10 protein-coding genes, 9 tRNA genes and 3 pseudogenes are annotated in these 12312 nt (G+C 37.0%); 21 read left to right on the forward strand and 1 reads right to left on the reverse strand.

Annotated elements, in window-relative coordinates:
* Positions 1-40: 40 nt before the first annotated feature.
* The 20 genes and pseudogenes from JCM21714_RS08130 to JCM21714_RS08215 all read left to right on the forward strand — a co-directional run bounded on the left by JCM21714_RS08130 (position 41) and on the right by JCM21714_RS08215 (position 10757).
* A tRNA-Asn gene (locus tag JCM21714_RS08130) sits at positions 41-115 on the forward strand.
* Between the two features lie 9 nt (positions 116-124).
* Positions 125-199 (forward strand) — tRNA-Thr (locus JCM21714_RS08135).
* Positions 200-220: 21 nt separating this feature from the next.
* Positions 221-292, forward strand: a tRNA-Glu gene (locus JCM21714_RS08140).
* Between the two features lie 64 nt (positions 293-356).
* Positions 357-435 (forward strand) — tRNA-Val (locus tag JCM21714_RS08145).
* Positions 436-440: 5 nt separating this feature from the next.
* Positions 441-518, forward strand: a tRNA-Thr gene (locus JCM21714_RS08150).
* Between the two features lie 19 nt (positions 519-537).
* Positions 538-623, forward strand: a tRNA-Tyr gene (locus JCM21714_RS08155).
* A gap of 55 nt (positions 624-678) precedes the next feature.
* Positions 679-753 (forward strand) — tRNA-Gln (locus JCM21714_RS08160).
* Positions 754-780: 27 nt separating this feature from the next.
* Positions 781-856 (forward strand) — tRNA-Lys (locus JCM21714_RS08165).
* Positions 857-879: 23 nt separating this feature from the next.
* A tRNA-Ala gene (locus JCM21714_RS08170) sits at positions 880-955 on the forward strand.
* Between the two features lie 266 nt (positions 956-1221).
* Positions 1222-1790: pseudogene (gene sigW / locus JCM21714_RS08175) on the forward strand (RNA polymerase sigma factor SigW).
* A gap of 14 nt (positions 1791-1804) precedes the next feature.
* Entirely contained in the window at positions 1805-2416 is a 612-nt protein-coding gene (locus tag JCM21714_RS08180) for a zf-HC2 domain-containing protein (protein WP_035723300.1), read from the forward strand.
* Positions 2417-2559: 143 nt separating this feature from the next.
* Positions 2560-3389: pseudogene (gene cdaA, locus JCM21714_RS08185) on the forward strand (diadenylate cyclase CdaA).
* Complete coding sequence (locus JCM21714_RS08190) at positions 3382-4644, forward strand: CdaR family protein (RefSeq protein WP_035723303.1); 1263 nt, start codon at positions 3382-3384, stop codon at positions 4642-4644. The pseudogene cdaA and the gene JCM21714_RS08190 overlap by 8 nt, the downstream one beginning before the upstream one ends.
* A 53-nt stretch (positions 4645-4697) precedes the next feature.
* A pseudogene (glmM, locus tag JCM21714_RS08195) lies at positions 4698-6042 on the forward strand (phosphoglucosamine mutase); the annotation flags it as partial.
* 465 nt (positions 6043-6507) lie between these two features.
* Positions 6508-8310 (forward strand): glutamine--fructose-6-phosphate transaminase (isomerizing), encoded by a 1803-nt coding sequence (gene glmS / locus JCM21714_RS08200; protein WP_035723305.1) that lies wholly within the window; start codon positions 6508-6510, stop codon positions 8308-8310.
* Between the two features lie 139 nt (positions 8311-8449).
* Positions 8450-8659 carry a hypothetical protein gene (locus JCM21714_RS21180; RefSeq protein ID WP_035723308.1) on the forward strand — a complete coding sequence of 70 codons (210 nt, stop codon included), beginning with the start codon at positions 8450-8452 and terminating at the stop codon, positions 8657-8659.
* 293 nt (positions 8660-8952) lie between these two features.
* The gene (locus JCM21714_RS22940; protein ID WP_268748320.1) at positions 8953-9075 is read left to right on the forward strand and encodes a hypothetical protein; all 123 of its coding nucleotides are present in this window, start codon (positions 8953-8955) and stop codon (positions 9073-9075) included.
* A gap of 517 nt (positions 9076-9592) precedes the next feature.
* A complete protein-coding gene (locus JCM21714_RS08210; protein ID WP_035723311.1) occupies positions 9593-9793 on the forward strand; it encodes a hypothetical protein in 201 nt (66 codons plus the stop codon).
* Positions 9794-10225: 432 nt separating this feature from the next.
* Positions 10226-10384, forward strand: coding sequence for a hypothetical protein (locus JCM21714_RS20125; RefSeq protein WP_158413489.1), 159 nt, complete (start codon positions 10226-10228; stop codon positions 10382-10384).
* Between the two features lie 163 nt (positions 10385-10547).
* Positions 10548-10757: a helix-turn-helix domain-containing protein gene (locus tag JCM21714_RS08215; RefSeq protein WP_035723313.1), complete on the forward strand. Its 210-nt coding sequence runs from the start codon at positions 10548-10550 to the stop codon at positions 10755-10757.
* Between the two features lie 739 nt (positions 10758-11496).
* Here the strand turns inward: JCM21714_RS08215 and JCM21714_RS22945 are convergent.
* Positions 11497-11631, reverse strand: a complete 135-nt coding sequence (locus JCM21714_RS22945) for a hypothetical protein (RefSeq protein WP_268748321.1) — start codon at positions 11629-11631, stop codon at positions 11497-11499.
* Positions 11632-12002: 371 nt separating this feature from the next.
* Here JCM21714_RS22945 and JCM21714_RS08220 point away from each other — a divergent pair, with 371 nt between their 5' ends.
* Positions 12003-12305: a metal-sensing transcriptional repressor gene (locus JCM21714_RS08220; RefSeq protein WP_035723430.1), complete on the forward strand. Its 303-nt coding sequence runs from the start codon at positions 12003-12005 to the stop codon at positions 12303-12305.
* The last annotated feature ends 7 nt before the right edge of the window (positions 12306-12312 follow it).

The raw sequence follows: 12312 nt of genomic DNA on the forward strand, positions 1-12312 counted from the left end.
GATATACTAGCTTTGTGAAGCATCGAAAGATGTGTAATATTCCACAGTAGCTCAGTGGTAGAGCAATCGGCTGTTAACCGATCGGTCGTAGGTTCGAATCCTACCTGTGGAGCCATTTATAATTGCTTCCATAGCTCAGTGGTAGAGCACTTCCATGGTAAGGAAGGGGGGGTCGCCGGTTCAAGTCCGGCTGGAAGCTCTGCTTTTTAATTACATTTTTGGCCCGTTGGTCAAGCGGTTAAGACATCGCCCTTTCACGGCGGTATCACGGGTTCGAATCCCGTACGGGTCATCACTATTACTTAGTATTAGCTATTTTTATTAAGGATGGCATGCACTTGCACATCCTGTGCGGCGGAGGATTAGCTCAGCTGGGAGAGCACTTGCCTTACAAGCAAGGGGGGGTCGCAGGTTCGAGCCCTGCATCCTCCACCATTTAAGCCGGTCTAGCTCAATTGGTAGAGCAACTGACTTGTAATCAGTAGGTTGGGGGGGTTCAAGTCCTCTGGCCGGCACCATTTAGTTATATTTTGTTTTGGAGGGATAGCGAAGTTGGCCAAACGCGGCGGACTGTAAATCCGCTCCCATCGGGTTCGTAGGTTCGAGTCCTACTCCCTCCACCATTGTATAATTATTTTTTTTATGTATACACTAGTTTTGTAAGCTTACTACTTTTGGTGGGCTATAGCCAAGCGGTAAGGCAACGGTTTTTGGTACCGTCATGCGCTGGTTCGAATCCAGCTAGCCCAGCCAATTATACACTATAAATTATTATAAAGAGAGCCATTAGCTCAGTTGGTAGAGCATCTGACTTTTAATCAGAGGGTCGCAGGTTCGAATCCTGCATGGCTCACCAATCTAATAAACTATTTAGTTTCGGGGGCCTTAGCTCAGCTGGGAGAGCGCCTGCTTTGCACGCAGGAGGTCAGCGGTTCGATCCCGCTAGGCTCCACCAATAAATTTATAAAAAAATGTTTGTATAAGCTGTTCCTTTTGGAATTAGCTTTTTTTATTTTTGTAAAATTTTCACAACCATATTTCTCAGCATTGAATATTAAAATTTTACAATTATCTGAAAAAATTGTAATTCATCAACAAATATTCCTGTATTCTTGCTATAATAACTATAGAAAATTAATATTAAAATTTTTAATTTTTATGAAACCATTTGAGATGGTTATACGTAAATAAATTAACCGCAAATGTAGCGGAGGTAATAAGATGATCGATGAGAAAATCAAACAAAAAATAAAATTAGTAAAAAAAGGTGATCAATCAGCATTTGAAGACATTGTAGAGTTTTATCAAAACAAAGTCTTTGCTATTTGTTACAGAATGGTTGGTAACCAGCATGAGGCTGAAGATATTGCACAAGAAGCCTTTCTTCGTGCATATATTAATATTCAATCTTTTGATGAGAACAGGAAGTTTTCTACTTGGCTTTATCGAATTACAACCAATTTAACGATTGACAGGATTAGGAAAAAGAAACCAGATTATTATCTTGATGCTGAAATAAAAGGTACAGATGGACTAGACTTATATTCGCAAATACCGGCAGAACAAGCTTTACCAGAGGAGGAAGTAGAAAGCTTGGAGATGCAAAGTGTTATACAGCAGGAAATCATGCAATTACCTGAAAAATATCGTAGTATTATTGCATTACGATTTTTGGATGAATTATCTTTGAAAGAGATTAGTGAAATTTTAGCATTACCTGTTGGGACAGTTAAAACTAGAGTTCATCGGGGGGTAGAGAAGCTTTAAGAAAAAGGCTTCGCGATGTATAAGGGGTGTGAGTGAAATGAAATGTAATAAAGAGATGATTGATTTAATGCATCACTATTTAGATGGTGATATATCAAAAGATAGTGAATATAAGTTACGCTCCCATCTACAGACATGTGAAGCATGTCAAAAGCATTTTCAAGAGTTAAATAGAACAGTAGCATTGGTTACTGCTAATATAGAAATTAAGCCTTCCCCAACATTTACTAGTAATGTCATGGCCAAATTGCCAAAAGAAAAGAAACGAATGACAGCAAAAAGGTGGATGAAATTCCATCCATTATTAACTGCGGCAGCGATCTTCTTTGTCTTGATGTTTTCTGGAATGTTTTCAGCGTGGAATCAGGATCAACAGCTCAGCTACCCCCCCAAAGGACAAAATCTAATCGTTGAAAATGATACAGTGATTGTTCCTAAAGACGTTGTTATTGAAAATAATTTAGAAATTAAGAATGGTAATGTTAAGATAGAGGGAGAAGTTTTAGGAGATATTATCGTAATTAATGGTGATCATCTTTCGGCATCAGCTGGTAAAGTAACCGGTGAGATAAAGGAAGTTGATCAAATATTTAGTTGGATGTGGTATAAACTGAAAGACCTTGTTCAAAGTGTGTTTAGTTTAGAATGACGGATTATTTATGCACTAGAAAGGCATATGCAAACAGTAAGGAATGCAGCCATTTCTTATTAACCTTAGAAATATGCTATAATAAGTTATAATTACAAAACCAGATAGGAAGAGGATTCGGATGGACATAAGGTTGTGTTTGCATGCTTAATGGTGACTGGAACTTACTAGATCTTTTAAAAGTCGCAGTAGATATAACAATCGTTTGGTACGTTTTATATAAATTATTAATGCTTATACGTGGCACAAAGGCGATTCAACTTCTTAAAGGTATATTTGTGGTTATATTAATATACCTTGCCAGTGTCCTTTTTGAACTGAGTACAGTACGTATTCTTATTTGGCAGGTTATTATGTGGGGGGGACCACTTGGGATTATTATTTTGTTCCAGCCAGAATTAAGAAGAGCATTAGAGCAACTTGGAAGAGGAAGTTTTTTCTCCAGAAATAGCACCTCAGAGGAAGAGGAGTTAAATCAGTCGATTCAATCGATTGCTGAGTCTTGTAAATACATGGGTAAGCGAAGGATAGGTGCTTTAATAACGATTGAACGAGAATCGGCAATGGGTGATTATATTTCGACAGGTATACCAATTAACGGGAAATTAACAAATCAGTTATTAACGAACATATTCATCCCTAATACCCCCCCTTACACGATGGAGCTGTTATCATAAATAGAGATGAAATAGTTGCCGCAGCTTGTTATTTGCCTTTGTCAGAAAGTCCTTTTATTTCAAAGGAGTTAGGAACACGTCACCGTGCAGCTTAGGAATAAGTGAAGTAACAGATGCAGTAACAATTATTGTTTCAGAAGAGACTGGAAATATTTCATGTACAAAAAATGGGGGAACTGCACCGCAATTTAACTATAGAGAAATTGACGGAAATATTGGAAACAGAATTGGTAAATAAATTTAAAACCTCTACGACAAAGGCATGGAATTGGAGGGGGGGTAAACGAAATGAATAAATGGTTAGAAAAACCATGGGTCATTAGAGTTGTCGCTTTATTACTAGCTGTATTACTCTTTGCTGTCGTTGCATTTGATGAAAACATGTATGATAATGACGATGGATTTGAAAACCCATTTGCAACAACGAATAAAACGGAAGCAATTGAAGATGTACCTGTTCAAATTCATATAGAACAGAAAGAATATGTAGTTAGCGGCGTACCGGAAACAGTTACTGTAACTTTAAAAGGTTCAGTAAGTATGGTTACCTCAACGGAGTTTCAACGAAATTTTGATGTATTTGTTAATTTGGAAGGATTAGAGCCAGGAACATATACAGTACCCCTGGAATACACAGGGCTTGCTGACAGACTTGAAGTATATATTGATCCACAAGAAGTGGAAGTAACAATTGAAGAAAGAGCAAGTAAAGAATTTGATGTATCAATGGATGTTATCAATCGTGATAAAGTCGAAGAAGGATTTGAAATAGCGAATGTTTATGCTGATCCTGAGACCGTGACAGTAACTAGTTCAAAAAGTATTGTCGATCAGATTGCTATTATCAAAGGATTTGTAGATGCCAACGGATTTAATGAAACACAAACGATTGAGAATGTGCCGGTTAAAGTATATGACAATGAAGGAAATGAATTAAATGTAAGAATCGATCCACCGACAGTAAATGTTACAGTAGAAATAAATAATCCAAATAAAACAGTACCTATTACGGTAGAAACAGTAAATGAATTACCAGAAGGAATGCGTTTGAGTGGAATAGAGTTAGAAACAGAGGAAGTGCAAGTTTTTGCAGCTGAAGATTATTTAGCAGAGTTAAATGAAATAACTACTAAACCAGTTGATTTAAGTAAAATAACAGAAAGTGGGACAATGGAAGTTGAGTTAGATGTTCCTGAGCAAATACGAAAAATCGCTGCCGATACTGTAACAATTACAGTAAATATTGAGTCTATAGAAGAAGAAACTGTCGAAGATGTTGCAATTAATATTGCAGAACAATTAGACGAGCTATCTGTTTCATTTCAAGATCCGGCAACAAGTACTATGAATGTAACCATCAGGGGTTATCCTTCTGTTTTAGAAGGAATTACAGCAGAGGACCTTCAACTATCGATTGATGTTGGGGGGGGTCTCGCCCCAGGTGAACATCAAGTACCAATAGACCTCATTTTAGCCGAGGATGTAGCAGAAGATGTAGAAACAGAATTAGAATTTGAACAAGTGACGGTAGATATCGAATCAGAAGAATAATACATAATAGAAGAAAAAACTGGATAAGTATCGTAAAAGGAGAGATTTTGAAAATGAGTAAATATTTTGGAACGGATGGGGTCCGGGGAATAGCAAATAAAGATTTAACACCGGAACTCGCATTTAAAGTCGGGCGCTGTGGCGGTTATGTATTAACAAAGGAAACAGAAAAGCCTAAGATACTCATTGGTCGTGATACACGCATATCAGGGAACATGCTGGAAGATGCACTCGCAGCAGGACTGCTCTCTATTGGTGCAGAAGTAATGAGACTTGGAGTTATTTCTACACCTGGAGTTGCTTATTTGGCTAAAGTTATGAATGCACAAGCGGGAGTGATGATTTCAGCCTCTCATAATCCTGTCGAGGATAATGGTATTAAATTCTTCGGATCAGATGGTTTTAAATTATCCGATCAACAAGAGGCAGAAATTGAAGCACTACTAGATATAGAAACAGATGATTTGCCAAGACCAATAGGAGAAAATGTTGGTCAAGTAAATGACTATTTAGAAGGTGGTCAAAAGTATATTCATTTTTTAAAGGAAACCATTGATAATGAATTTGATGGCTTACACATCGCTTTGGATTGTGCTCATGGTGCGACTTCAGGTCTTGCTTCACATCTTTTTGCTGATTTGGAAGCAGATATTTCAACAATCGGTTCCTCTCCAAACGGTTTGAACATTAATGATGGAGTAGGATCGACTCATCCTGAGAAGCTTCAGGCTCTTGTGTTAGAGAAAGGGGGGGCAGATATCGGTCTCGCATTTGATGGAGACGGGGGGGATCGCCTAATTGCTGTTGATGAAAAAGGAAATATTGTCGATGGCGATCAGATTATGTTTATTATAGGCAAATACATGAACCAGAAGGGTATGCTTCGTCACTCTACGGTGGTTTCAACTGTAATGAGTAATATCGGTTTCTATAAAGCCTTGGAAGCTAACGCAATGCAAAGTAATAAAACGGCAGTTGGCGATCGCTATGTGATGGAAGAAATGCGTAAAGAAGGATATAATCTTGGCGGGGGAACAATCTGGTCATATTATCTTTTTAGACTATAGTACTACTGGGGATGGCATGCTATCTGCAATTCAATTAGTAAATGTACTTAAGGAGACAGGCAAACCATTATCAGAGCTAGCAAATGAAATGGAGAAGTTTCCACAAGTTTTGAAGAATGTACGAGTTATTAATAAAAACGAAGTGATGATGAATACAACGGTAATTGATGCTATTGATAAGGTGGAAGCAGAAATGGGTGATCAAGGTCGTGTATTGGTCCGCCCATCAGGTACAGAATCGTTGGTAAGAGTAATGGTAGAAGCACCCACACTAGACGATTGCAATCGTTATGTAGATGAAGTTGTAGAAGTGATACAACAAGTCATGGGGGATACAAGAATAAGAGTAAGATCAAGAAGCTATGGATTTATTCATAGCTTCTTCTTCACTTTTCTTATCATCCTGCATATTATTATATGAGATCTTTTACTTTAATTGTTGATTAAAAAGATCGTTTCAAGTAAAATTAATTATGTTATTTTCTACACATGACCTACTCAAAAATGGAAAGGAGCTACGAAGTATATTATTGTAAAGCGCCTGGGCTATGAGGAACGTAAACAACCATAGCTGACGAGGAGGAGGTTTATCGAGTTTAATCGGCGGATACCTCCCGGTTGTACATCTCAACCGATATGTTTTGATTCGAAACCGAAAAGGCAACTTTTTGTACAAGAATAAAAACGAGATGACCAATCAAACACGAGAAAGGGGGGGCAATAAACGCCCCCTTGTTACAAGTAAGTAATCATCGGTCGTTTGTTTGCCCCCTTATTTTAAGGAGGAAACAACGCTATGTGCGGTATTGTAGGTTATATCGGAGCAAATGATTCAAAGGAAATTTTATTAAATGGATTAGAAAAATTAGAGTATCGTGGATATGATTCAGCAGGTATTGCATTACTAAATGATGACGGTATGAATGTCTTTAAAGTAAAAGGAAGAATTGCAACCCTAAGGGATAAGGTAGACAGAGATGTGAGTGCAAATATGGGTATTGGACATACCCGTTGGGCGACACATGGCGAGCCAAATGAAGAAAATGCTCACCCACATCAAAGTAATTCTGGCCGTTTCACATTAGTTCATAACGGAGTAATCGAAAATTACTACGAAATACGTAATGAGTTTTTAACGGGCATTACATTGCATAGTGAAACAGATACTGAAATCGTTGTGCAATTAATTGAACAGTTTGTTAATCAAACAAATGATGTATTAGCGGGTTTCCGTAAAGCTTTATCTGTTTTAAAGGGATCGTATGCGATTGCTTTAATGGATAACCAAAATCCTGAACGCATATATGTTGCTAAGAATAAAAGCCCATTGCTTGTTGGATTAGGAGATGGTTTTAATCTAATAGCAAGTGATGCAATGGCGACATTAAAAGAAACGAATCGATATGTGGAAATCGAAGATAAAGAAGTAGTATTGGTTCAGCGTAATGGTGTTGAAATTCAAAAGTTAGATGGTACTGTTGTAGATCGCGAAGCTTATACCGCACAAATAGATGCAGCAGATACTGAAAAAGGAACCTATCCACACTTTATGTTGAAAGAAATTGACGAACAACCATTTGTAATTCGCAAAATTATTCAAGAATATCAAGATAAGAACGATACAATTAAATTGGATAAAGATATTCGTAAAGCCGTGAAAAAGGCAGATCGCATTTATATTATTGCAGCAGGAACGAGCTATCACGCTGGTTTAGTAGGTAAACAATTTATTGAAAGATTAGCAAACATCCCGGTTGAAGTGCATATTGCCAGTGAGTTTTCTTATAATATGCCACTTTTATCTGAAAAACCATTATTTTTGTTTATTTCACAAAGTGGTGAAACAGCAGATAGTCGCTCTGTTTTAGTGCAAACCAAAGCTTTAGGGCATCCGGCATTAACGATTACTAATGTGCCTGGTTCAACCCTTTCTCGTGAAGCAGATTATACCTTGCATTTACATGCAGGACCAGAAATTGCAGTAGCATCAACAAAGGCTTATACTGCTCAGATTGCTGTTTTAGCTATATTGGCAGTAGACAGTGCAAGAGCGAAAGGTATCGATTTATCCTTTGATCCATTGCAGGAATTAGGTATTGTCGCAAGTGCAATGGAAACTTTAACAGACCAAAAAGATGAATTTGAACGTATTGCCAAAGAAATGTTTGAAACAACACGTAATGCTTTCTTTATTGGACGTGGGATCGACTATAATGTGGTACAGGAAGCAGCATTAAAATTAAAAGAAATTTCTTATATTCAAGCAGAGGGTTTTGCTGGTGGCGAATTAAAGCATGGCACCATCGCTCTAATTGAAGAAGGAACTCCAGTCATTGCCATTTCAACGCAAGAGAGTGTAAATCTTTCTATTCGCGGAAATGTGCAGGAAGTAGCAGCACGTGGAGCTAACACTTGTGTAGTAAGTATGAAAGGTTTAGAAAAAGACAGTGATTCTTTTGTATTGCCACAAGTGCATGATCTATTGACACCATTAGTGAGTGTTATTCCAATGCAATTACTTGCGTACTATGCAGCCCTCCACCGTGATTGTGATGTAGATAAGCCGCGTAATTTAGCGAAATCAGTTACAGTGGAATAAGTGCACACTAGACGATAGATTAAGTTGTACCAGCTAAATTAAGTTCTTCCTTAGCAAAATAAACTGTATTCTTAGTCAAATTAAACGTTCCCTCACACGAGAGAAAATCGGAATCACCATCCGATTTTCCTCGTGTTTTTTGTTTGAGGAAAAGAGCGAGGAAAAAGCCTGGCGAGAAAGAACGTGGGGAAAAAGCGAGAAGAAAAATGTGAGAGAAAGCCTGATAAACCTTCGGTTTGAAAGGAAAGCGGGAGAAAAAAGAAGCGGGTTAAAGAGCGAGAAAAAGCATGAGAAAAGCAAGAAAAAGAAGAGGAAATCCAGCATTTCAGGGAACAACTTATTTACCTGAAAATCATGAAATCTGACAAAAAATAGGATGAAAAAAGAGCGAATTAGGGAACAACTAATTCGCCTACAATATATGGAAAGTCAGTCAGGGAAAGGGTTTGAAGAATGGGTGAGAGAACGACTTAATTTGACGGGTACATAGAAGGAAAAGGTTTTAAGGAAGTAAAGGGATAAGGAAGTGAAAAATGTTATAGCCCTATGTAATATTGAAAAATCGATTAAGAGTAATTTTTAGAGACATACAAAAGAGAATGTCACTTCATAACGGAGAGTCTGGAACACTTGGACTAAGCGATGCAGAGAGAAAACATTAACTTGGCATGTGAAGAAGAAGAAAGAGGTACAACATTCAAGAAAATGTCGCATCATAACGGAGAATTTGGAACAGGTGGACAAATTGGATACAGAATGAAATGAATAAAAATATAGTGAATTTATCCGTCTGTAAAGCTGTGGGATTAGGGAGAAGATGAAGGATTGCAAAATCTCCCCCCCATTTATTGAGGAGGATTGGTTTGCATCTTGTCTATCTAATAATTGATTTTCAAGTTGAAAAGAAATATAATTAATTCAAATAATAAATTTTTGAAAAGGTTGAGATTCCTATGAGAGATTTCCAAAACCAAAATTCAATAAATTATTTCTAACCAACGCTTAGTCACCCGACTGAGCGTTTTTTATATGGTTTGTTTTCAAACATTATTGAAAGAAGGTGAAACAAAATGAATTTAAAAGAGAAGGTGCAGAACCTGGTGGTCGAACTTATCGGTGATGTATTAATGTTGATATTAGCTCTTATGGCAGGCTATTACGTTAAAATCTATATCATAGGCTGAATGATGGCATATGCATGAAAATGACTGAGGTCAATGAGTTTAGAATTTTCAAATTAGTCATGAAAGTGAATCAAATCTAAGAACCAGGAGGCGGAATGATGAATGACGAAAAAGTAACATCTAAAGATTACGCACTTGAAGGTTTTGAGCAAATAAATATGGAATTAGTCAATCAGGATATTAAAGAGTGGTTAATGATAGACAACATATTTTATAAAGACATCTTTAAAGAAGTTACAAGAGAAGAAGAATTCACGTTAATAAAGGAAACAATTTCAGACCTATTAATTGAAAAATGACGGTTAAATAATCAGTATTGCTATAAACGATTTTAAAATTGTATAAGAGAGGATTGAGCGAGTACGAAGGAAGAATATAAAATGCAGGAAAATGTTCATGTTCTACTTAGTTCAGATAAGAGGAAGAGTAAGAAGTTTAAATTTTGGAGTGAAGAAATATACGATTGAGCTTGCTTAGAAGAGGCTTGTTTAAACGTTTCCTGTCTAACAGCCAAGGGAATGTGCAAACGGGTGAAATGAAAATATGAAAAAGGGTGATGGAGATTGAGAAAAGTAATAGCCCGAACGAAATGCCAGAATCCTAATAGACGAGTAATGCAAGTCCCCATAGAACTTATGGTGAGCCAACCTTTAAAAAAAGCTAATCAGAAGGTTCTTCGCATCTTATCAAAACGTGGCTTCTAACTAAATGTGAGAAAGAAGTGGTGTCGTATGAATCAAAAAAGAAAAATTGTGCGAAAATCAAGAGGAGTTTATGTGCCGATTCCAACTCCCAGCCCAAGAAGTCAAAAAATAAAAAAAGATAATAAAGCACTGCTGGATTATCTGAATAGCAAACGCAAAGTAGTCATTACATTCTTACTTAAATGAACTGGCATAATTAAAACTCGTACCTTGTCTAACCATGCTGTTTTAGAGTTATAGTTTCCTGCTTCCTGCTTATAATATAGTGTTCTTAAAATTCCAGGAATTCATTAAGAATGAATTAACAGGCAGTTCTGCTTAAAAAGCAGATATGTGAGGAGGAAACAGTATGAAAACAGGGAGAGAAATGCCAAGAAACTTTGGAGAAAAGCTCAGATTTTATAGGGAAGAAAAAAAGTATTCGCTTAAGGATGTACAGCGTATGACAGGTGTAGATGCGGGCTACATCAGCAAACTTGAAAAAAAATTAGGCGTGCACCAAGTTTCCCCATTATCAATAAGCTCGCTACTTCGCTCGATATTAGTGTTTCTGATTTAATTGATATTGATATTCCAGAAGCACTTCTTAGAAGTATCCAAGAAACATTAATATTTTCCGAATACTTGGTTAATGGAAAACTTCCAACTTCAACGGAAAGGGGGGGGCTATGCTTTCTATCATTCAAACGATTCTTGACTCTGAATGGCAGGAGTATAGCCAAGCATACTGACACGATTAATATAATTGAGAAGGTGTATTTCGCAAGTGAAAAGTGTGCCACTTCGCAATTGAAAATGAGCCAGTTAAAATTAACTTTTTTCACAAACTTTCACTGTTACTTTCAAAGAATTCATGGCTTGACACGGAGACTCTACGGGCATGACTATTTTGCGAAAGAGTGCGGTATATAGATATTTCGCACCTTTAAATAGGGTATCATGCCCGCCTCTCCGTATAAAGCTATTTTGATGACTGCTAAATAAGAAATTCACAAACTTTTTGTGGCTCACTTTTGGCTTAACATGTGGTTCAATTTTTAATTATCATTTACAAGATAGAGATGAAAAGGTTTCTTTAAATTTTGAATAAACAACGAACCAATCTTGATGGCCACCTCTGTCACGGATGAATTCTTCTGTGCAGGTAATCAGATTAAGTCGCTTTTCATGTGATTCTCCAAAAAAACTTTTCCATAGGTGCGTCATTCATTGGATAGCTTTTAAATTTTTCGACGATATATTTTTTTCTTCGCCATCTTTGTTACTAATTACTATTTCGTCTACTTTCTTAAGCTGGTCTAAATAAAAAACACAGCTGGACCTTCACGACTGTCTACATGGCCGACAATAAAAGAATTTCCAATGTTTCTTGGCTTTACTCCAGGCGAACCATCCGGTGGTCTCAAAACTATCTGGTTCGCCCATTTGGCCATTATTTAAGATTCCGACAGCTTCCATTGAAGTATTAATATCATCGGTCCTTTCTTCGCAATGTGCCACCACTTGTTTCAATTACCTTGATTTTTAACAGATCTCTAACCAGAAGACCTAACTGATACCCAGAAGAAACAAAATATAACCCCCCCTTTCGCAGCAAAATGTAGAAATAAACTTTTCAGAACCGTTGATTTTATTATAAAACTAATATTTGCATCATATTTTTGATCAATCTTTATTCAAAATCAACAATACCAAAGGGCGAGAGAGAACGACTTAATTCGATAGGTAGAGGTGCTTCCTCTTGACAAATATACCATATGGGGGGGGTATGGTATAAATATAAAAGAAAAAGGACGTGATTTATTTGGATAAATTCTTGCAGGATCACCCAAGTAAACCTAGAACACAAGACGAGAAGCAAAAAGTCATAAATCGTTTAAAACGTATAGAAGGGCAAGTTCGTGGGATACAAAAGATGGTGGAAGAAGATCGTTATTGTGTAGATATTTTAGTGCAAATCAGTGCTATTCAATCTGCATTAAAGAATGTCGGCTTTTCTGTTACGGAACGACATCTCAACCATTGTGTCAGCGATGCTATCAGGAATGGTGATGGCAGAGAAACCATTGAGGAATTAATGAATGTGATGAAGCAGTTTTCCAAGTAAGGAGGAA

Origin of the sequence: Gracilibacillus boraciitolerans JCM 21714, from assembly GCF_000521485.1 — a bacterium.
GTDB lineage: Bacteria > Bacillota > Bacilli > Bacillales > Amphibacillaceae > Gracilibacillus > Gracilibacillus boraciitolerans.